The organism is Streptomyces sp. NBC_01498 (assembly GCF_036327775.1).
In the GTDB taxonomy this organism is placed as follows: Bacteria; Actinomycetota; Actinomycetes; order Streptomycetales; family Streptomycetaceae; genus Streptomyces.
Genome location: NZ_CP109598.1, coordinates 6568080 through 6588589 on the forward strand (window position 1 = coordinate 6568080; position 20510 = coordinate 6588589).

Below are 20510 nucleotides of genomic sequence, written 5' to 3' on the forward strand. Positions count from 1 at the left end.
TCGTACGGGGAGGGCCACCCATCGGCGGACGCTCACCCCTCTCGGTCGGCGGGGGAGCCGGGCGTCCCCCGGGGCGAACGGCCCGAGCCGGGGCCGTACGGACAGCGCGCGGTGCTGCTCGTGGTGTCGGCACACGGGCGAACCCGGCGGCGGCGCACGCCGTCGGAACGCACTCCCGCCCGGCACGCTGCCCTCTCAGGAATGCTCCCCGCCCGGCACGTCCTGCTGACCGTCGTCGGACATGTCCTCGGTGCCGGCCGGCGGGTAGGTGAGATGGTCCAGCGTGCCGGTCACCCGCAGGATGCGTTCCAGCGAGGCGGCCCGCCCGTCCAGATGCAGCCGCACCCCCGCCGCGCCGGTGACCCGGCGCACGGCCAGCAGCATGGCCAGCCCCATGGAGTCGCAGGTGACCAACCGGGAGCAGTCCAGCCGCAGATGGCGCGCGGCCGGGTGCAGGGTGAGCTGCCGCTCGGCCTCGTCGAGCAGCCGGCGCGCGCTGTCGTAGTCCAGGTCGCCCACGACGGCGACACACACGGTGTGCTCGTCACGCAGCGACGGGGTCAGCAGCAGACCGGCGGGCGGGATCGTCGTCATCGGCTTACTCCTGATCCGGATCGCGGGGCGGGCGCGGCCGGGTCGTCCAGCGCCTCGTGGGCGCGGTCGATCAGGCGGCAGGCGCGCGGGAAGTCCTTCAGCTCCGTCCGAAGCACGTCCAGGGTGGGCAGCAGCGAGGCCGCGGGAACGGAGCGGGCGGTCAGTATGCCCGCCGTCCAGGTGAGGAAGTCGGTGAAGAGCCGCTCGCAGTCGGTGTAGAGCGCGACGGCGAGGAAGTCCACGATGTGGCCGAGGTCCTCGGCGGTGTGCTGGCGCTGCCGTTCCGTGTACGTCCGCATGGCGGGGAAACGGTCCTCCAGCCCGGTGAGGGCGGCCCGTACGAGCCGGACGGAGTCCCGCGACACCAGCGTGTACTCCTGGTCCGCGAGATGCGGCAGGTCGTCGATGGGCTGATGGCCGGTGAACGGCCGGGTCAGGGGTCTTTCCGCCAGCAGGTCGGCCGCGGCGCGGGCGTCGGGCGCCCACGCGTCGGCGCCGATCATCCCGGCGTAGCGCCCGTCGGCGCCGAAGGCCGCCCCGCCGGTCAGCACGGGGACGCCGACCGCCTGGCAGGCGGTGACGGCGGCGTGCGCGGCGGGCAGCCGGGTCGCCAGCGAACTGGACAGGGCGACGGCGTCGGGGCCCGTACGGTGCACATGCCCGATCAGATGCTGGGCGGGTACCTGCGCGCCGAGGTAGTCGACGTGCCAGCCGCGCAGCCGCAGCACCTCGGCCAGCAGCCGGGCCGGCAGGGCGTGCCACTCGCCGTCGACGCAGGCGACGGTGATCCGGCCGCGCCGCTCGCCGCCGGCGGACGGGGTGTGCCGGGCCGCCAGGGCGGCGACGACCCGGTCGTTGATGGCCGTCGCCGCGTGCTCACGGGCCACGCTCATCCGGTTGGCGGCCCACTCCTGGCCCACCGTGCGCTGCACGGTGCCGATGACGTCGATCAGCAGGGACTCGTGGTCGGCCCCCGCGTCGTGGGCGCCGAGCACGACGCCGTACGCGGCGTGCTCGTCGCCCCGGGACACGGCCTCCCACAAATCGTCCGCCAACCGGCGGAGGGCGGCCTCGTCGAACGGGGCCCGGAGGGTCGTTGCGTGGTGCGTCGTGGACGTACTCATGCGGTGAACCTGCCCGGTCCGCGTCCACCTACCGCACTGAGGTGATTGTTGCGCGGAGCCGTGATCGCGACCACGGCCATGTCGTCGTGCCCGCCGCCCCGCACCCACTGCGCGGCCAGCATCTGGACGTGCTCCACCACGGCTTCGGCCGGCATGCCGGCGCACTGGGACAGCGCGCTGTGCAGCCGCTCCTCGCCGTACAGGTCACCGCCGAGCGGTCCGCCCCTGGCCTCGGTGATGCCGTCGGTGAACAGCACACAGGTCTCGCCCGGCGCGAGGCTGGTCTCCACCGTGACGGCCTGCGCCTCCGGCAGCGCGCCCACGAGGGTGCCCCGGGTGCCCGCCTCCTCCACCTGGCCGTCGCCGCGCACGATCAGCGGGGCCGGGTGGCCGGCGCTGGTCAGCCGCAGCCGCACCTTGCCGGCGCGGCGCACCGCCGAGGCGAGGACCAGGGTCGCGAAGCGGGTGTGATGGGAGTTGAGGAGGGCGCCGTTGAGCAGACTGATCACGCGCTGGTGGTCGTCGGCCATCGGGAGCAGGGCGTGCAGGGTGTTGCGGATCTTGCCGGTCAGTACGGCGGCCTCCAGACCCTTGCCGCACACGTCGCCGAGGACGACCAGCGACTCCCTGTCCTCGGCCGCGGCGGGCGCGGGGTGGACGTCGTAGAAGTCGCCGCCGACCCGCTCGCTCTCGGCCGACGCGCGGTAGGCACCGGCGAACTCCACGCCGGACACCTCGTGCAGCACCGGCGGCAGCAGTTCGCGCATCAGGGTCTCGGTGATGGAGCTCTGCTCCGCGTAGAGCCGGGCCGCCGACAGCGCGGCGCCCGCGCGGGCGGCGAACAGCCGGGCGAAGACCTCCTCGCCCTCGCTGAACGCGGGCGCGCCGGCCCGCCGCAGCATGACCAGCGCGCCGGCGGGCACCCCGTGTCCGGGCAGCGGGGTCACCACGATCGACCCCACCGGGCCGAATCCCTCGGGGACGAGCCACGCGGGCGCGGTGGCGGGATCGATCCAGCGCGAGGGCACCGGCGGGAAGCCCTGGAGCGCCTCCGGCAGTCCGGGCACCTGGTCGGGCACGGCATGGAGGTGGAGGCGTACGGGCGCACCGCCCCGGGTGCAGGAGACGGCAGGCATCCCCCGGCCCGTGGGCGGGGCGACCACCACGGCGGCGTCGGCGAGGTGCCCGGCGGCGAGAGCGGCCGTCGTCTCCGTGCAGCGGTCGAGATTGAGGGACGACAGAAGCGCGTTCGACGCCTCGCCCAGGAAGGCGGTCCGGGCGCGCTCCACGCGCAGCGCCCGGTGGGCGAGCAGCCGGTCGGTGTCGTCGACCAGCCACCACATGACCTCGCCGGTCTCCTCGCGGGTCGGGTGCGCCTCGTAGGTGCGTCCGTCGATCTCGCCGTGGGCGACGGATCCGGCGGCGGCCGGGCTCGCCGGAGTCCCGGCGGGCCCGGAACGGGCACCGGGGATCACGCCGACCGCGGCGGGCGCGGGGTGGAGCGCGTGATGGGCGGCGGCCAGCCAGGCGGGGGCCGTGTCGCTCAGGTTCGTCCCGCGCCAGGCGTCCGGCAACAGCGCCGAGGCGGTGTCGTTGAGGAAGCGCACCACGCCGTGGGTGTCCGCCACGAGCACCGGGTACGGCGCCGTGCGGAGGGCGGATCTCTTCATGTCACCGCCCGTATCGGTCGGTTGTCCGGTGGAAATCGCCACACTCGCGGGGCCCGCTGTGCGGTCCCCTTCACCCCTCTCGTCTCGACAACAGAACAGTTGTCCTCCGGTAACCATCCCGCACTCCGGACCTTGAAGGCAACCGTCAGTGATCTTCGTAAAAGATGTCATATCTAATAAAAAGATCACTCAGTCCGACATGTCCTCCGGTAGAGGGGGATCGGTCGCCCTGTGGTTGCGGAGCCACCGAGGGGTCATGGCAAGCTGACCTGGTGTTCGAGGAATCAGAGAGTGCGGTCGCAGGGGCCGTTGAGGATGACGTCTTCATCGTGACGGTGAGGGGCGACATCGACTTCGACAGTGCGCGAGGGCTGCGCGAGGCACTGGACGGCGCGGGACGGACCGGCACCGGGCGGACGGTGGTCGACCTGTCCGGGCTGGACTTCGCCGACTCCACCGTGCTGCACGTACTGCTCGGCGCGCAGCGCGAACACCGCACGGCGGGACGGGGGTTGGTGGTCGCCGGCCCGTTCAGCGAGACGGTCGGACGCCTCTTCGAGGTCACGGGCACGGCGGACTTCTTCGCCATGGCCCCGACCCTCGACGCCGCGGTGACCGACTAGCGCACAGGAGCGGTGACCAACTGGCGCACAGGGGACGGGCGGCACACGCGCGTGAGGATCGCCGAGGAGCTTCGCGTGAAGATCGGCCACGGGGGCAGACGGTACCTACGGTGAACACGGATCAGCAGGCGGACGACGTACACGGCGGGGCCCCGGACGGCGAGTCGGGGGAGATCCCGCCCCCTCGGACGCTGCCCGCGAACGCGGCCGCCGCGCGCGCCCAGGTCATGGATCTGCTCGACAGCCGCTTCTGCACCCTCGACGAGCACACCCTGGGTGACGTCGTGCTCGCCGATGTGCTGCTCGTCACCTCCGAACTGGTCACCAACGCGCTGCGGCACGGCGGCGGCATCACCGACTTCGTGGTGGAACTGGGCGCCGACGAGCTGCGGTTGGTGGTCGCCGACGCCAGCGTGCGCCCGCCGGTCACCATGACGCGGGCGCCCGGCGAGTTCACCGTGGGCGGGTACGGCTGGGCGCTCGTCAACCGGCTGGCCAGGAGCGTCGCCGTCCGGGTGACCGGTACGGGCAAGCGCATCGAAGCGGTCCTCGGACTGCGCTGACCCCGCGAGCCGCCCCCAACCACATGTCCCCGGACCCGTGTGTGCTTTCTCACCGGCTTCCGGGCTCAGAGCGGATCCGCCCCCGGCCGGTACGCCGCCCCCAGCACGCACGCCGAGGTCGGCGTCCGCGGCCCCTTCTCCGGCACCCGCAGCGCGCGGTACGGGCCCAGTTCGAAGCCCGCCCCGCCGAGGGCGGCGAGGGTGTCCCGCGAGGTGTGGCAGCCGCCGAAGAGCGCGGGCCACACCGTCCGGTCCAGCACCCGCTGCACCCGTGCCATTCCGGGCTCGGGCGCCGGTCCGTGCTCGAAGAAGCGCAGTTCACCGCCGGGGCGCAGGACACGGCGGATCTCGGCGAGCGCCTTCGGTACGTCCCGTACGGTGCACAGCACCAGCGAGACGACCGCCGCGTCGAACCCCTGGTCCTCGACGGGCAGCGCCTCCGCCGTACCGGGCCGCACATCCACCGGGACCGGGGCCCGCGCCGCCGCCCCCACCGCCAACCGCCGCAGGGAACGCTCCGGTTCGACGGCCACCACGTCCGTGACCGCCGCCGGGTAGCGCGCGAAGTTCAGCCCGTTGCCCGCGCCGATCTCCACCACCCGGCCCGAGAGGCCGGCCAGCAGCTCCGCGCGGTGGGCCGCGACGCCGCCCCGGTCGGCGGCGACGCTCATCCGCGCGTAGACGCGCGCGAAGAGCGGATGACGCACGGAGTCCTCGGGGGCCTTGCGTTGGCGCAGCTGCATGGTCGGGGATCTCCTCCGGGGCGGCGGGACGGTGATCGCGATTCTTCCCCCGACCGCGCCGCCGGGCAGCCCGCGGGACGGAACTCGTCACCGTTCGGCGGACCCGGAGAACCGGGAGGCGCCCCGGCCGTGCTCAGCCGCGACGACGGTCCGGGCGTGAACGCCACCTGCCTGGGCCGCCATTGGCCGCCGATCTCGGATCTGTTCCCCTCGTCGTGGCGGCGTACTGCGCGTAGCGACGACGTGCGTCGGTCAGGGTGTCCGCTCCGTTGGGGCCGCCCCAGAACTGGTCGGCGTTCGGGTCGTCCTGGCCGTCGTCTTCCCAGCTGCACTCGTCACAGATCTCGAATTGTCCACGGGCTTCAAGCGTCACAAGCTCGCAGCGGGGACAGGCATACGGACCGCCGCCGGGCGGGCCGGCTCCGGCAGGTCCTCCGGGCGTTGTCACGCGTCGAAGTGTTCCATGATCTGCGAAGAAGCGCTGGGCCGGTCGCTCGTTCCGAAACGATCATTAAGTCGTCATCAAGGAACTCCTCGGCCAGCCCCCACCGGCGAGTGCCCCGGTTCCCGATCCCGCCGGGATGGTGGACGAGGCCCCGGCACCCGCACCGGAGGGGACGCGGGCAGGGTCGCCGGACCGGGTAGTGCCCGCGGTGCGGGTGCGCACCGCTGAACCGGCGCGGCGCGGGGCGGGTGGCGACGGGCGGGCGACCGTTGCCAACCTGGCCGGGGGTCAGGCGCGACTGCGGCCGGGCACCGCACCGGGGCCCGGTGCGAACGTCGCCGCGAACCGTCCGGCGGACCAGTCGCCGCCCAGCGCCGGAGCCAGCCAGCCGCCCGCCCCGGCACGGAAGTCCGCCGGGCCCAGGGCGCCCGCGCCCTCCGGGATCGCGCCGAGCAGCGGCGCCCCCGCCACGTCCGGCAGATCCGCCAGGTTGCAGCGTGCCGCCAGGTCCGGCGCGGCGGGCCACGCGCCGATCACCACCCCCAGCGCGTCGAGCCCGCGCGCCCGGAGCGCCTCGGTCGTCAGGGCGGTCGCGTTGAGGGTGCCGAGCCCGGCGGGCGCCACCACCAGCACCGGGGCGCCCAGCAGCCGGGCGGCGTCCGCGAGGGTGCCGCCCGCGGCGTCGAACCGGACCAGCAGCCCGCCCGCGCCCTCGACCAGCACCAGATCGTGCTCGGTGGCCAGTTTCCCGGCCGCCTCGGCGATCTCCTCGGGCCGTACGGGCGGCAGAGCGGCCCGCGCGGCGGCTGTCGCGGGCGCCAACGGCTCCGGGAACCGGGCCAGTTCGACGGCCGTGACCGCGCCCGCCAGGCGCGTCACCTCGGCCGTGTCACCGGGCTCACCGGGGCCGACACCGGTCTGCGCGGGCTTCAGCACCGCGACCGTACGGCCTCCGGCCAGCGCCAGTGCCGCCACGGCCGCCGTGACGACGGTCTTGCCGATCTCCGTCCCCGTCCCGGAGACGATCACCACCGGCATCTCAGCCCTCCCGCGCCGCCGCCGTCACCGCGCGGCAGATCCGCGCGACGTCGGCGTCGTCCGTCACATAGGGCGGCATCGTGTAGACGAGGTCGCGGAACGGCCGCAGCCACACGCCCTCCCGCACCGCCGCCCGGGTCGCCGCCGCCATGTCCACCTCACGGTCGAGTTGCACGACCCCGATCGCGCCGAGGACCCGCACGTCCTTCACCCCGGGCAGCGACGTGGTCTCCGCGAGTCCGTCGCGCAGCCCCGCCCCGATCCGTTGCACCTCGCCCCGCCAGTCCTGGCCGAGCAGCAGGTCGATCGAGGCGCACGCCACGGCCGAGGCCAGCGGATTGCCCATGAAGGTGGGTCCGTGGGCGAGGACCGGAACCTCGCCGCGTGAGATGCCGTCGGCCACCTCCGAGGTGCACAGCGTCGCGCCCATCGTGAGATAACCACCGGTCAGCGCCTTGCCCACGCACATCACATCGGGGGAGATCCCGGCGTGCTCCGCCGCGAACAGCTCGCCCGTACGTCCGAAGCCGGTGGCGATCTCGTCGAGGATCAGCAGCACGCCGTACTCGTCGCACGCCTCGCGCAGTACCCGCACATACGCGGGGGAGTGGAAGCGCATGCCGCCCGCGCCCTGCACGACCGGCTCCACGATCACCGCGGCCAGTTCGTCCGCGTGGCGCGCGACGAGACCGCGCAGCTGGTCCGCGTACGTCTCGCTGTACGGCTCGAAGCCGTCGGGCGGCGCGTCGGCGAAGAGCTGGCGCGGCAGCAGCCCCGACCAGAGCCCGTGCATCCCGCCCTCGGGGTCGCACACCGACATGGGCTGCCAGGTGTCCCCGTGGTAGCCGCCGCGCCAGGTCAGCAGCCGCCGTTTGGCCGGGCGGCCGAGCGAACGCCAGTACTGGAGGCACATCTTGACCGCGACCTCCACCGCCACCGAACCGGAGTCGGCGAGGAAGACGTGCCGCAGCGGTTCCGGGGTGATCTCCACGAGCCGGGCCGCGAGCCGCACGGCGGGCTCATGGGTGAGCCCGCCGAACATCACATGGCTCATCCGGGCGAGCTGGGCGTGCGCCGCCTCGTTGAGGACGGGGTGGTTGTAGCCGTGCACCGCGGACCACCAGGACGCCATGCCGTCGACCAACTCGCGCTGCCCGTGCGCCGGTTCGGCGAGCCGGAGCCGTACGCCCGAGGCGGACTCCACGACCAGCGGGTCGGTGCGGCCGGGCATCGGGCCGTACGGATGCCAGACATGGGCCCGGTCGAGCGCCAGCAGTTCCTCCGGCGCGAGGGCGGCCCGCCCGGACAGGCCGGACGGGTCCGCCGCCCGGGTGTCAGGCATTGGGCGCCAGATCCGTCCCGGCTCCCCGGCGCCGTACGGTCACCAGATCCGTACGGGCCCCGCCGCTCTCCGCCCGGTCGGCCGGCTGCTCCTCGTCGGCCTCCGCCGGGCCGCACGCGCTCGCGCATCCGTCGCTCCGGTGCGCGGGCAGCGTCCGCGTGCCCGCGCCCTCTACCTCGAAACCGGCGTCCGCGATCATCTCCAGGTCCGCCTTGCCCTCCTGGCCCTCACTGGTGAGGTAGTCGCCGAGGAAGATCGAGTTGACCAGGTGCAGCGCCAGCGGCTGCATCGACCGCAGATGCACCTCGCGCCCGCCCGCGAGCCGCACCTCCACGTCGGGGCAGACGAACCGCACCATCGCCAGGATGCGCAGCGCCCGCTGCGGCGTCAGGTTCCACTCCCCGGCCAGCGGCGTGCCCTCGAACGGGATCAGGAAGTTGACCGGCACCGAGTCCGGGTCCAGCTCCCGCAGCGCGAACACCACGTCCACCAGGTCGGCGTCGCTCTCGCCCATGCCCGCGATCAGCCCCGAACAGGCCGACAGGCCCGCGCCCCGCGCGTGCCGGACGGTCTCCACCCGGTCCGCGTAGGTGTGGGTGGTGGTGATGTCGCCGTAGGTGGCCTCGGAGGTGTTGAGGTTGTGGTTGTACGCGTCGGCGCCGGCCTCCTTCAGCCGCTCCGCCTGACCGTCCGAGAGCAGCCCCAGACAGGCGCAGACCTCGACCTCCGGGTCCTGTTCCTTGATCGCGCCGATCGTCCGCGAGACCCGGTCGATGTCCCGGTCCGTCGGGCCCCGGCCGCTCGCCACCAGACAGACCCGCTTCGCGCCGCCCGCCACCCCGGCCGCCGCCGCCTTCGTCGCCTCGTCGGGCTTGAGCCAGGTGTACTTGAGGATCTCGGCCTTGGACCCCAGCCGCTGCGAGCAGTAGGAGCAGTCCTCGGGGCAGAGCCCGGACTTCAGGTTGACCAGGTAGTTCAGCTTGACCCGCCGCCCGAACCACTGGCGGCGCACCTTTCCGGCCGCGGCCACCACGTCGAGCAGCTCGTCGTCGGACGTCGCCAGTACGGCGAGCGCCTCCTCGCGCGACGGCGCCTCGCGCCGAAGGCCCTTGTCCACCAGTGTGTTCAGCAGGTCCATGGCGCCGATCCTGTCCTACGGCGCGGTCCCGGGCCAAGAATGAATCCCACAAGACGCCCCCGTCCCGGTGTGTGGATGACCACACCCGGACCGCGCCGACGTGCGGTTAGGGTCGGTGGGCCGTCGACACCAGGACCCGAGCGGAAGGACCCGAGCCGTGCCCTCTTCCGAGCCGTCGGCGCAGCGCGAGGCGTCCGTGCCGGGCGAGCGGCCCGCGCCGCCCGAGCGCTCCGCGCCCGGCGACCCGTCCGCGTCGTCCACGCCACCGGACCCGTTCGGCTGGATCGACGACGAGGCGCAAAGGCGCGAGCGGTCCGGACTCGTCCGCACCCTGCGGCCCCGCGCCGCCGGTTCCGCCCTCCTGGACCTGGCGAGCAACGACTACCTCGGCCTCACCCACCACCCGGTGACGACACGCGCGGCGGCCGACGCGGCACACCGCTGGGGCGCGGGCGCCACCGGCTCCCGGCTCGTCACCGGAACGACCGCGCTCCACACCGAACTGGAGCGTGAACTGGCCGACTTCTGCGGTTTCGAGGCGGCGCTCGTCCTGTCGTCCGGATACGCCGCGAACCTCGCCGCCCTCACCGCACTGACCGCGCGCGGCTCGCTCGTCGTGTCGGACGCCGCCAACCACGCCTCCATCGTGGACGGTTGCCGGCTCTCCCGCGCCGAGACCGTGGTCGTCCCGCACGCGGACCCCCCGGCCGTGGACAAGACCCTCGAAGCGCACCCGGGCGTCCGGGCCCTGGCCGTCAGCGACTCGGTGTTCTCGGTGGACGGCGACGCGGCGCCGCTCGCCCGGCTCGCCGAGGTGTGCCGTACCCGGGGCGCCGCGCTGCTCGTGGACGACGCGCACGGACTCGGCGTGCTCGGCGAGGGCGGGCGCGGCGCCGTGCACGCGGCGGGCCTCGCGGGCGATCCGGGCACCGTGGCCACCCTCACGCTCTCCAAGGCGCTGGGCAGTCAGGGCGGCGCGGTGCTCGGCCCGGCGCGGGTGATCGACCAACTGGTCAACACGGCACGGTCGTTCATCTTCGACACCGGACTCGCGCCCGCCTCGGCCGGCGCCGCGCTGGCGAGTCTGCGGCTGCTGCGCGAGGACCCGTCGCTGGCGGTGCGGGCCCGCGCCGTCGCGCACGCGCTGCACCGGGGGCTGACCGCGGCGGGGCTGACCGCCGTACGCCCGGACGCCGCCGTCGTCTCCGTACGGGCCCCCTCACCCGGCGCGGCGGTGCGCTGGGCCGCCGACTGCCGGGCGGCCGGGCTGGTGGTGGGCTGCTTCCGGCCGCCGTCGGTGCCCGACGGGATCTCCCGCATCAGGCTCACCGCCCGCGCCGACCTGACGGACGCGCAGATCGGGGAGGCGCTGGCCACGATCGTCGCGACCGCCCCCGCCGACGCACGGGCGCACGCCCGCTGACCGCCCGGCGCACGCCACCACGCGGGCGCCTCCCCTCTCGGCCGCGGACACCCGGAACTTGAGCGTGTTCACATCCGGTCTCTCGTCGCAGAGTTCACCGCTTAGAGCGACAGAGGGGGTCAAATCCCGGCGGATCACCCCTCCCGGGGCCGCCGTTGATGGCAGTGTGGCGCGCAGCGCAATCCGGGGACGTACCCGCGGGCATCAGCCATAGGCCGGTCTGCGTCCCGGTGGGAAGGGGCAGCGTCGCCATGGCAGACCATCAGGAAGCATCCGTCACCCTGCCGAGCGATCCGGTTTCGGTACGCCAGGCGCGCGGACATGTCGCGCGTGTGCTCGCCGAGTGGGGGCTGCCGGACGGCTCCGACACCGCCGAAACGGTTCGCCTCATCCTCTCGGAACTCGCGACCAACGCCGTGCAGCACACCTTCGGCAGGTCGCCGGTCTTCACGGTCGACCTCCGGCTGGAGCGCGACGAGTGGCTGCGCCTCGGCGTCACCGACAGCCACCCCCGGTGGCCGCGCCGGCTCCCGGCCGACGGCCGGCAGGACCACGGCCGCGGCATGGTCATCGTCCGGTCGCTGACCGCCGAGTACGGCGGCGGACTGGTCATCACACCCACCGAGGACGGCGGCAAGACGGTCTGGGTCACCCTGCCCTGGCCGTCGCCCCGGACCCGGGACTGAGCGGACCCGGCGGCGACGGGGCGCCGCCGCGGGCGGACGGCGGCGGTGGCCGGGTGGCGGCGGCGGTCGTCACCGGACCCGGCCGTACCGCACGCCCTTGGACCAGATGCGCTCCAGCCGCACCACCTGACCGGTCTTCGGGGAATGCCAGATCCTGCCCTTCCCGGCGTAGATCCCCACGTGGTAGACGCTGCCTCTGTAGTGGAAGAACACCAGGTCACCCTTTTTGCGGCCGGAGGCGGAGACCCGGCGGGTCTTGTTGTACTGCTGCTGCGCCGTGCGCGGCAGCTTCTTGCCGGCCTTCTTGTACGAGAACTGCGTCAGGCCCGAACAGTCGAACCGGTGCGGGCCGGTCGCCCCGTACTTGTACGGGGAGCCCTTCTTGGAAGCGGCCACGTTCAGCGCCTTGGAGGCGGCGGGCAGGGCGTGGGCCTCGGGCACGGCGGCGGGCGCCAGCATCGCGCCGCCGACGGCGGCGAGGAGGACCGAGGCGGTACCGGCCCGGGAGAGCAGCGACGGGACATGTGTCTGCGCGGACATGCGCAACCCTTCGTCAGCCGCCTGTGAAGGATGACCTGTCGGGTTCGGACAGGCGAAGATGTCCGGTCGCGGCTGCGACTTCACCCCGAGGAGCCGTCCATGGTCGGACCGCCCCGAACTGCCCGGGTCCTCCACTCCTGCCGATCCACTCGTGTCGACCAGGCATCCGGAGCGGCGGCAGGACTCGGCGTCCACCCGGACCGCCCCGCCGAGGTGGCGGGGGCTTGTCGTCAGACGGATCTTGACGCGGCCTCAGCACATTTCCGAGTTGAAACGACGATATGTGATTCTCGTCACGCTTGACCTATTTGTGTAGATGCGCCCGATCCGGTGAACGCGGGAGAGGGCCGGTCGCACGCCGTACCTGCGGTGTCGTGGGGGGTTGCCGCCGGACGGCGGATTCCGGGCCGCAAGTCGCCGTCCGGATCGCGCCGGGCGGGTCGGTACGCCGAACGGGCAGCCGCGCGCCGCGCGGAGGGGCCCGCCCGGCGCGTGTCCTCAGCAGGTTCGCGTCAAGTCACCGTTCCGGGCGGCATGGTGACGCGCCGGGCCCTGCGCTCCCCGTCGAGTGCCCGGAGCGTACGGTCCAGGGTCGCCGTGTGCAGCTCCGTCTCGCCCCGCGCGTGCATCAGCGCCAGCGCGTCACGCAGGGCGGCGGCGCCCGCCACCAGCGCCTGGGCGGCGCGCAGCGCGCCGTACGTGTCGTCCGTGCGCGCGGGGTTGATCCGGCCGACCAGGTCCACGACCCGGAGGTAGGTGTCGACGACATCGCCCTCGGCGCGGGTCAGGGCGGGCAGCGGCGGCGGTTCCGGTGTCGGCATCGGCCGTTCACCCGGGGGTGTTGAGGCCGAGGGAGGCCCTGCGGTCCCGCGTGACCTCGTCCACCAGCCCGTACGCGACGGCGCCCGCCGCGTCGAAGACCGTGTCCCGGTCGATGTCGGCGTCGATCCGCTCGGCGCTCTGCCCGGTGTGCCGTACCAGGGCCCCCGCCATCAGGGCGCGCAGCCGCAGCAACTCCTCCGCGTGGAGGGCGAGGTCGGACGGCTGGCCGCGTACGGGCTCCTCGATTCCCGGCTGCTGGAGGACCACGCGCGCGCCGGGGAGCGCCATCCGCTTGCCCGGGGCGCCGGCGGCGAGCAGCACGGCGGCGGTCGACGCGGCCTGTCCGAGGCAGGTGGTCGACACGTCGCAGCCGACGACCCGCATCGTGTCGTAGACGGCCGTCATGGCGCTCAGCGGGCCGCCGGGGGAGTTGATGTAGAGCGCGATGTCCTGGTCCGGGGCGGTGTATTCGAGATTCAGCAGCTGGACGACCACATCGTTGGCCGCCGTGTCGTCCAGCGGGGTGCCGAGGAAGATGATCCGCCCCTCGAAGAGCTTGGAGTACGGGTCGAGGGAGCGGGTTCCGGTGCTGGTCCGCTCGGTGAACTCCGGCAGGACGTGGCGGGCGGCGGGGCGGTTCATGGCGTACCTCTCCTCGGACGCGGATGCCGGACGTGTCCCGGTCGTCCGTCCGTAAAAAATGTACAGGACGTACAGGTCGTAAGATGGCTGCCATGGCCTACGAAATTCCGGTGACACAAGCGCGGGCGGAGCTCGCCGATCTGATCAACCGGGTCGTCTACGGCGACGAACGGGTGGTCGTGACGCGGCACGGCAAGCCGCTCGTCGCCCTGGTGTCGGCCGCCGACCTGGCACGACTGGAGAGCCTGAAGGCCGAGGAGGTCACCGCGGCGGGGGAGCGGGTGATCTCGTCCGTGAGCAGGATCGGCGCGATGCCGTCCGCTCCCGGCGAACGCGCGGACTTCGGCATCGTGGCCCACCACGAGCCGCTGGCCTGACCCCGGCGTGTCCGCGCGCGTCGCGAGGGGGCGGGCCGTGCCGTTCGCACGGGGTGCCACCCCTCGCGCGGGGGTGCCGAGATAGGGACCCGGACGCACGCCCCCGTTAACCTGCCGGAAAAACTTCCGCCGTACCCTGCCATGCCTGACCGGGAGCCGCCCGGTCCGTGGTGAACTCACCGTGGACGACGGCCGTCCGTCCGGACCGGCCCGCGACAGTGAGGTGGGAACGTGCAGTTGACCCCGCACGAACAGGAACGCCTGCTCATCCATGTGGCCGCCGACGTGGCGACCCGGCGGCTGGCGCGCGGGCTGCGCCTCAACCACCCCGAGGCCGTCGCCGTCCTCACCGTCCATCTTCTCGAAGGCGCCAGGGACGGCCGTACCGTCGCCGAGCTCATGGCCTCCGGACGCAAGGTGCTCACCCGCGACGACGTCATGGAGGGCATCCCCGAGATGATCCACGACGTCCAGGTCGAGGCCACCTTCCCGGACGGCACCAAGCTCGTCACCGTCCACGACCCGATCGTCTGACGGGGGAGCGCCGCCGATGATTCCCGGAGAGATCCTGTACGCGGCGGGGACGGTGCCGCTCAACGCGGGCCGCCCCGTCACCCGCCTCACCGTGCTCAACGCCGCCGACCGGCCCGTCCAGGTCGGCTCCCACTACCACTTCGCCGAGACCAACCCCGGTCTGCGGTTCGACCGCGCGGCGGCGCGCGGCCTGCGGCTGAACGTCGCCGCGGGCACCTCCGTACGGTTCGAGCCCGGCATCCCCGTCGACGTCGAACTTGTCCCGCTCGCCGGACACCGGGTCGTACCGGGCCTGCGCGGCGAGACCGGAGGGCCCCTCGATGCCTGAGCTGAGCAGAGCCGTCTACGCCGACCTCTTCGGCCCCACCACCGGCGACCGCGTCCGGCTCGCCGACACCGACCTCCTGGTCGAGATCGAGGAGGACCGCTGCGGCGGCCCCGGACTCGCCGGGGACGAGGCGGTGTTCGGCGGCGGCAAGGTGATCCGCGAGTCCATGGGCCAGTCCCGGACGACCCGCGCCGAGGGCGCGCCGGACACCGTGATCACCGGCGCCGTCGTCATCGACCACTGGGGCGTCGTCAAGGCCGACGTCGGCGTCCGCGACGGCAGGATCACCGGCATCGGCAAGGCGGGCAACCCGGACACCATGGACGGGGTCCACCCCGACCTCGTCATCGGGCCCGAGACCGAGATCATCGCGGGCAACGGAAAGATCCTCACCGCCGGGGCGGTCGACGCCCATGTCCACTTCATCTCACCGACCCTGATCGACCAGGCGCTGTCCTCCGGCATCACCACCCTCGTCGGCGGCGGCACCGGACCCGCCGAGGGCACCAAGGCCACCACCGTCACCCCCGGTTCCTGGCACCTGGCCCGGATGTTCGCCGCCCTGGAGAACGCGCCCGTCAACATCGGACTGCTCGGCAAGGGCAACACGATGTCCCGTGACGCCATGCACGCCCAACTGCGCGGCGGCGCCCTCGGGTTCAAGATCCACGAGGACTGGGGCGCGACCCCCGCCGTCATCGACGCCTGCCTCGGCGTCTGCGAGGAGACGGGCGTCCAGCTCGCCATCCACACCGACACCCTCAACGAGGCCGGGTTCGTCGCCGACACCCTCGCCGCCGTCGCCGGGCGGACCCTGCACGCGTACCACTCCGAGGGCGCCGGCGGCGGTCACGCGCCGGACATCATCACCGTGGTCTCCGAGCCGTACGTGCTGCCCAGCTCCACCAACCCGACCCGCCCGCACACCGTCAACACCATCGACGAACACCTCGACATGCTGATGGTCTGCCACCATCTCAACCCGGCCGTCCCCGAGGACCTGGCCTTCGCCGAGTCCCGCATCCGGCCCTCCACCATCGCCGCCGAGGACATCCTGCACGACCTCGGCGCCATCTCGATCATCTCCTCCGACTCCCAGGCCATGGGCCGGATCGGCGAGGTGATCATGCGCACCTGGCAGACCGCGCACGTCATGAAGAAACGCCGCGGCCCGCTGCCCGGCGACGGCCGGGCCGACAACCACCGGGTCCGCCGCTACGTCGCCAAGTACACGATCAACCCGGCCGTGGCACAGGGACTCGACCACGAGATCGGCTCCGTCGAGACGGGCAAGCTCGCCGATCTCGTGCTGTGGGAACCGGCGTTCTTCGGCGTGAAGCCCCAACTCGTCGTCAAGGGCGGCCAGATCGCGTACGCGCAGATGGGCGACGCCAACGCGTCCATCCCCACCCCCGGGCCCGTCCTGCCCCGGCCCATGTTCGGCGCCACCGGCACCGCCCCGGCCGGGAACTCCGTCAACTTCGTGGCGCACGCCGCCATCGAGGACGCCCTGCCCGAACGGCTCGGCCTCGGCAAACGGTTCGTCCCCATCGAGAACACCCGCGCCCTCCGCAAGGCCGACATGCGGCAGAACGACGCCCTGCCCCGCGTCGAGGTCGACCCCGACACCTTCACCGTCACCATCGACGGCGACGTGGTCGAACCCGCACCCGCCGCCGAACTGCCCCTCGCCCAGCGCTACTTCCTCTTCTGATGAGCCGCCTTCCCCCGACGGGCCGCCTCCGGTGAGCCGCGCCGCGCTGCTCGTCCTCGCCGACGGACGCTTCCCGGCCGGCGGCCACGCCCACTCGGGCGGCGCCGAGGCGGCCGTCCGCGCCGGACGCCTCACCGGCGCCCACGACCTCGCCGCCTTCTGCCGGGGCCGGCTGACCACCAGCGGCCTCACCGCCGCCGCGCTCGCCGCGGCGGCCGTCCTCGGCGTCGACCCCCTCGCCCTGGACGAGGCCGCCGACGCCCGCACCCCCTCACCCGCCCTGCGCGCCACCGCCCGCAAACTCGGGCGCCAGATGACCCGCGCCGCCCGCGCCACCTGGCCGAGCCCCGAACTCGACGCCCTCGCGGCGGCCCGCCCGCGCGGCGCCCACCAGCCCGTCGTCCTCGGCCTCGCCGCCCGCGCGGCCGGACTCGGCCCGCGGGACGCCGCGCACTGCGTCCTGTACGAGACGGTCAGCGGCCCGGCCACCGCCGCCGTACGGCTGCTCAGCCTGGACCCCTTCGACGCGACCGCCGTCCTGGCCCGGCTGGCGCCCGACATCGACGCCACCGCGCACCGGGCGGTGGCCGCCGCACAGCGCGCCGTGGACGAAGGGCCCGGCGCGCTGCCCGCCGCCTCCGCGCCGCTGCTGGACATCACCGCCGAGGCGCACGCGGCCTGGGCGGTGCGCCTCTTCGCCTCCTGACACCGCGCGCCGCCGACCCGAAGCCACCCGCGCCCGAACCCCGCCCGCCCCGGGACCACGAAGGAGCCGCACCGTGCACCTCGACCACACCGACCCGTACACCGACCCCTACCGGGACCCGGGCACCCACGGCGCCGGGGCCGCCCGCCCCGACGGCTCCCGGCGGGCCCTGCGCATCGGCCTCGGCGGGCCCGTCGGCTCCGGCAAGACCGCGACCGTCGCGGCCCTCTGCCGGGCGCTGCGCGACCAGTTGTCCATCGCCGTCGTCACCAACGACATCTACACGCGCGAGGACGCGGCGTTCCTGCTGCGCAACGCGGTGCTGCCGGCCGAGCGGATCCGGGCCGTGGAGACCGGTGCCTGCCCGCACACCGCGATCCGCGACGACATCTCCGCCAACCTCGAAGCCGTCGAGGAACTGGAGGACGCCGTCGGCCCACTCGACCTGATCCTCGTCGAGTCCGGCGGCGACAACCTCACCGCCACCTTCTCCAAGGGCCTGGTCGACGCGCAGATCTTCGTCATCGACGTCGCGGGCGGCGACGACATCCCCCGCAAGGGCGGCCCCGGCGTCACCACCTCGGACCTGCTCGTCGTCAACAAGACCGACCTCGCGCCGTACGTCGGCTCCGACCTCGGGCGCATGGCCACCGACGCCAAGGAACAGCGCGGCGACCTGCCCGTCCTGTTCACCTCGCTCACCGCCCCCGACGGGGTGGCCCCGGTGGCCGACTGGGTGCGCGCCCGCTTCACCGCCTGGACCGCATGAGCGTCCACGCCACCGCCCGGATCACCGCCGCACCCGACGGGCGCGGCGGCACCGCCCTGCCGGTCCTGGAGAGCGACGGCCCTCTCGCCGTGCGCCGTACCCGCGCGGCCCCGGTACCGGGCGCCCACGCACCCGCCCGGGTCACCGTCGTCGGCGCGATGAGCGCGCCGCTCGGCGGCGACCGGCTCGCCCTGGAGATCGACGTACGGGACGGGGCCGCGCTCACCGTGGACGCGTCGGCCGCGACGATCGCGCTGCCCGGCCGCCGCACCGAAGGCCGGCCGGCCGACCACGCCCGCTACGACCTGCGCCTGACGGTCGGTGAGCACGCCCTGCTGCGCTGGCTGCCCGAACAGATCGTCTCCGTCACCGGCAGCGACCTGCGCGCCCGCACCCGTGTCGAACTCGCCGCCACCGCCCGGCTGGTCCTGCGCGAGGAACAGATCCTCGGCCGGCACGACGAGCCGCCCGGCACCCTCACCACCCGCCTCACCGTGCACCGCGCCGGCCGCCCCCTGCTCGACCAGCACCTCGCCCTCGGAACCGGCGCGCCCGCCGGATGGGACGGCCCCGCGGTCACCGGCGGGCACCGGGCGGTCGGCCAGCTCCTCGTGGTGGCACCGGAGTTCGACGAGAAGCCGGTGACCCCGCGACCGCTCGGCGACACCGCCGTCCTCACCCCGCTCGCCGGACCCGGGGCCCTGGTGACCGCGCTCGCCCCGGACGCGCGGGCCCTGCGCCACCTCCTGGACGCCGCCCTCGCGGAGCTGCACCGCTGAGCGGAACCCGGGTGACCGGCTATCGGTTCGGCAAAGAATCGCCGGTTCGCCCTGTTCCGAACCGGTGACCAGGCGCGAGGATCCCCCCGGTAGCCCTACGAACAGCGCCGTATCGGGCGGCGCGCCACACAGGGGAGGTACCACGTGAAACGCACAGCGGTGCTCGGCTCGGCCGGCACTCTGCTCGCGGGCACGCTCATAGCCACCACCCTCGCGGCCACCTCGGCGAGCGCCGACGGCCGCGCGGACCACGGCTCCAAGGCGCAGAGCAACGAACAGCGCGTCCGCGACGCACAGGCGGCGGGCGCCGCGCTGGCCGCCGACCGGGCCGCCGGGAAGGGCGTCGACTGGGCGGACTGCCCCGCCGAATGGTCCCTGGAGAAGCCGATCCAGTGCGGCTACGTGAAGGTGCCGCTCGACTACGCCAAGCCGAACGGCCGGCAGATCAGCATCGCCGTCGACCGGATCGACAACACCGGCGGCGCGAGCGCCCGTCAGGGCTCGCTCTTCTACAACCCCGGCGGCCCCGGCGGTTCCGGCATGGCGTTCCCGCGCCGCGTCGTGACCAAGAACGCCATCTGGGCCGACGCCGCGAAGGCGTACGACTTCGTCGGCTTCGACCCGCGCGGCGTGGGGCGCTCGACGCCCATCTCGTGCGTGGACCCGAAGGAGTTCGTCAAGGTCCCCAAGGCCGACCCCGTCCCCCTCGGCGAGGCCGACAAGCGTGCCCAGCGCAAGCTCGCGGCCGAGTACGCGGACGGCTGCCAGGAGCGCAGCGGCTGGATGCTGCCGCACATGACGACGCCCAACACCGCGCGGGACCTGGACGTGCTGCGGGCCGCGCTCGGCGACCGGAAGCTCAACTACGTCGGCGTCTCCTACGGCACCTACCTGGGCGCCGTCTACGGCACGCTCTTCCCGTCCCACGTACGCCGCATGGTGCTGGACAGCGTGGTCAACCCGTCGCGGGAGAAGATCTGGTACCAGGCCAACCTGGACCAGGACGTCGCCTTCGAGCGCCGCTTCGACGACTGGAAGAAGTGGGTCGCCGCGAACGACGCGACGTTCCACATCGGTGACACCGCCGCGAAGGTCACCCGGCAGTGGGACACGCTCCGCGCCACCGCCGCGAAGAACCCCATCGGCGGCGTGGTGGGACCGGCCGAGCTCATCGGCCTCTTCCAGAGCGCCCCGTACTACGACAGCAGCTGGGTGCCGGTCGCCTCCCTGTGGAGCGACTACCTCGCGGGTGACACCCAGGCGCTCGTCGACGCCGTCGCGCCCGACCTCTCCGACACGGTGGGCAACGCCGCCGCCGAGAACGGCAACGCGGTCTACACCGCCGTCGAGTGCACCGACGCCAAGTGGCCCACGGACTGGCGCGTCTGGGACCGGGACAACACCCGGCTCCACCGCGACCACCCGTTCCTCACCTGGGCCAACGCCTGGATGAACCTGCCCTGCGCCACCTGGGGAACCAAGCAGCAGACACCGGTCCAGGTCGGGACGGGCCGGGGGCTGCCGCCCGTACTGATCGCGCAGTCCGAGCGTGACGCGGCCACCCCGTACGGGGGCGCCGTCGAGCTGCACAAGCGCTTCCAGGGCTCACGCCTGATCACCGAGCGGGACGCCGGTTCGCACGGCATCACCAATCTGGCGAACCCGTGCGTCAACGACCGGGTCGAGGCGTATCTGCTCAGCGGCGACCTGGACCGCCGTGACGTGACGTGCGCGCCGCACGCCACGCCCAAGCCGTGACGACGGACCGTCAGGTCCCGGGGCACGGACAGCGGCGGTGACGGGGGAGGGGGCGGTGGCCGGTGACGGCCGCCGCCCCCTCCCTCATGTCCGGAACGGCCCCGGGGACCTCGGCGCCGGGCGGGCGGCGCGGGCGGACAGGGGCACGGGCG

At 73.7% G+C, this 20510-nt stretch carries 23 protein-coding genes and 1 riboswitch; of the genes, 12 read left to right on the plus strand and 11 right to left on the minus strand.

All coding sequences use genetic code 11. The features are described 5' to 3' along the window. Positions 1 to 195: 195 nt before the first annotated feature. Genes OG875_RS28025 through OG875_RS28035 form a run of 3 tightly spaced genes read right to left on the minus strand, consistent with a single transcriptional unit; the run spans position 196 to position 3388 of the window. Entirely contained in the window at positions 196 to 594 is a 399-nt protein-coding gene (locus OG875_RS28025) for an STAS domain-containing protein (RefSeq protein ID WP_330177011.1), read from the minus strand. Beyond that, positions 591 to 1718, minus strand: a complete 1128-nt coding sequence (locus tag OG875_RS28030) for a cobalamin B12-binding domain-containing protein (RefSeq protein ID WP_330177012.1) — start codon at positions 1716 to 1718, stop codon at positions 591 to 593. Before OG875_RS28030 ends, OG875_RS28025 begins: the two co-directional genes overlap by 4 nt. Continuing rightward, entirely contained in the window at positions 1715 to 3388 is a 1674-nt protein-coding gene (locus tag OG875_RS28035; RefSeq protein WP_330177013.1) for a PP2C family protein-serine/threonine phosphatase, read from the minus strand. Before OG875_RS28035 ends, OG875_RS28030 begins: the two co-directional genes overlap by 4 nt. Before the next feature lie 272 nt (positions 3389 to 3660). Between OG875_RS28035 and OG875_RS28040 the strand changes: the two genes are divergently transcribed. Then, on the plus strand, positions 3661 to 4011 hold the full coding sequence (locus OG875_RS28040; RefSeq protein ID WP_330177014.1) for an STAS domain-containing protein: 351 nt from the start codon (positions 3661 to 3663) through the stop codon (positions 4009 to 4011). A gap of 110 nt (positions 4012 to 4121) precedes the next feature. Then, positions 4122 to 4574, plus strand: coding sequence for an ATP-binding protein (locus OG875_RS28045; protein WP_330177015.1), 453 nt, complete (start codon positions 4122 to 4124; stop codon positions 4572 to 4574). 65 nt (positions 4575 to 4639) lie between these two features. On the opposite strand, the gene OG875_RS28050 is transcribed toward OG875_RS28045, so the two are convergent. The 5 genes from OG875_RS28050 to bioB form a co-directional block, all read right to left on the minus strand. After that, complete coding sequence (locus OG875_RS28050; RefSeq protein ID WP_330177016.1) at positions 4640 to 5317, minus strand: class I SAM-dependent methyltransferase; 678 nt, start codon at positions 5315 to 5317, stop codon at positions 4640 to 4642. A gap of 133 nt (positions 5318 to 5450) precedes the next feature. Further along, on the minus strand, positions 5451 to 5765 hold the full coding sequence (locus OG875_RS28055; protein ID WP_330177017.1) for a CPCC family cysteine-rich protein: 315 nt from the start codon (positions 5763 to 5765) through the stop codon (positions 5451 to 5453). Between the two features lie 285 nt (positions 5766 to 6050). Then, entirely contained in the window at positions 6051 to 6800 is a 750-nt protein-coding gene (gene bioD / locus OG875_RS28060) for a dethiobiotin synthase (protein ID WP_330177018.1), read from the minus strand. Position 6801: 1 nt separating this feature from the next. Further along, complete coding sequence (locus tag OG875_RS28065; RefSeq protein WP_330177019.1) at positions 6802 to 8142, minus strand: adenosylmethionine--8-amino-7-oxononanoate transaminase; 1341 nt, start codon at positions 8140 to 8142, stop codon at positions 6802 to 6804. Next, a complete protein-coding gene (gene bioB / locus OG875_RS28070) occupies positions 8135 to 9280 on the minus strand; it encodes a biotin synthase BioB (RefSeq protein WP_330177020.1) in 1146 nt (381 codons plus the stop codon). The genes OG875_RS28065 and bioB overlap by 8 nt, the downstream gene beginning before the upstream one ends. 283 nt (positions 9281 to 9563) lie before the next feature. On the opposite strand from bioB, the gene OG875_RS28075 reads away from it, so the two are divergent. Together OG875_RS28075 and OG875_RS28080 are read left to right on the plus strand one after the other, a co-directional pair. After that, positions 9564 to 10703: an 8-amino-7-oxononanoate synthase gene (locus OG875_RS28075; protein ID WP_330177929.1), complete on the plus strand. Its 1140-nt coding sequence runs from the start codon at positions 9564 to 9566 to the stop codon at positions 10701 to 10703. Positions 10704 to 10954: 251 nt separating this feature from the next. Continuing rightward, a complete protein-coding gene (locus OG875_RS28080) occupies positions 10955 to 11389 on the plus strand; it encodes an ATP-binding protein (protein ID WP_330177021.1) in 435 nt (144 codons plus the stop codon). Positions 11390 to 11458: 69 nt separating this feature from the next. Here the strand turns inward: OG875_RS28080 and OG875_RS28085 are convergent, their stop codons facing one another. The 3 genes from OG875_RS28085 to OG875_RS28095 all read right to left on the minus strand — a co-directional run bounded on the left by OG875_RS28085 (position 11459) and on the right by OG875_RS28095 (position 13393). Beyond that, positions 11459 to 11929, minus strand: coding sequence for a C40 family peptidase (locus tag OG875_RS28085; protein ID WP_330177022.1), 471 nt, complete (start codon positions 11927 to 11929; stop codon positions 11459 to 11461). 3 nt (positions 11930 to 11932) lie between these two features. Then, positions 11933 to 12104: riboswitch (cyclic di-AMP (ydaO/yuaA leader) on the minus strand. Between the two features lie 337 nt (positions 12105 to 12441). After that, entirely contained in the window at positions 12442 to 12750 is a 309-nt protein-coding gene (locus OG875_RS28090) for a hypothetical protein (protein ID WP_330177023.1), read from the minus strand. 7 nt (positions 12751 to 12757) lie between these two features. Next, positions 12758 to 13393 carry an ATP-dependent Clp protease proteolytic subunit gene (locus OG875_RS28095; RefSeq protein WP_330177024.1) on the minus strand — a complete coding sequence of 212 codons (636 nt, stop codon included), beginning with the start codon at positions 13391 to 13393 and terminating at the stop codon, positions 12758 to 12760. Positions 13394 to 13485: 92 nt separating this feature from the next. Between OG875_RS28095 and OG875_RS28100 the strand changes: the two genes are divergently transcribed. The 8 genes from OG875_RS28100 (at position 13486) to OG875_RS28135 (ending at position 20358) form a co-directional block, all read left to right on the plus strand. Then, positions 13486 to 13770, plus strand: a complete 285-nt coding sequence (locus OG875_RS28100) for a type II toxin-antitoxin system Phd/YefM family antitoxin (RefSeq protein ID WP_330177025.1) — start codon at positions 13486 to 13488, stop codon at positions 13768 to 13770. A gap of 231 nt (positions 13771 to 14001) precedes the next feature. Next, the gene (locus tag OG875_RS28105) at positions 14002 to 14304 is read left to right on the plus strand and encodes an urease subunit gamma (RefSeq protein ID WP_330177026.1); all 303 of its coding nucleotides are present in this window, start codon (positions 14002 to 14004) and stop codon (positions 14302 to 14304) included. 16 nt (positions 14305 to 14320) lie between these two features. Then, positions 14321 to 14632: an urease subunit beta gene (locus tag OG875_RS28110; protein WP_330177027.1), complete on the plus strand. Its 312-nt coding sequence runs from the start codon at positions 14321 to 14323 to the stop codon at positions 14630 to 14632. Next, positions 14625 to 16346, plus strand: coding sequence for an urease subunit alpha (locus tag OG875_RS28115; protein ID WP_330177028.1), 1722 nt, complete (start codon positions 14625 to 14627; stop codon positions 16344 to 16346). Before OG875_RS28110 ends, OG875_RS28115 begins: the two co-directional genes overlap by 8 nt. A gap of 31 nt (positions 16347 to 16377) precedes the next feature. Continuing rightward, a complete protein-coding gene (locus tag OG875_RS28120; RefSeq protein WP_330177029.1) occupies positions 16378 to 17052 on the plus strand; it encodes an urease accessory protein UreF in 675 nt (224 codons plus the stop codon). Between the two features lie 73 nt (positions 17053 to 17125). Continuing rightward, on the plus strand, positions 17126 to 17821 hold the full coding sequence (ureG, locus tag OG875_RS28125; RefSeq protein WP_330177030.1) for an urease accessory protein UreG: 696 nt from the start codon (positions 17126 to 17128) through the stop codon (positions 17819 to 17821). Further along, on the plus strand, positions 17818 to 18600 hold the full coding sequence (locus OG875_RS28130) for an urease accessory protein UreD (RefSeq protein ID WP_330177031.1): 783 nt from the start codon (positions 17818 to 17820) through the stop codon (positions 18598 to 18600). Before ureG ends, OG875_RS28130 begins: the two co-directional genes overlap by 4 nt. 144 nt (positions 18601 to 18744) lie before the next feature. Further along, a complete protein-coding gene (locus tag OG875_RS28135) occupies positions 18745 to 20358 on the plus strand; it encodes an alpha/beta hydrolase (RefSeq protein ID WP_330177032.1) in 1614 nt (537 codons plus the stop codon). The last annotated feature ends 152 nt before the right edge of the window (positions 20359 to 20510 follow it).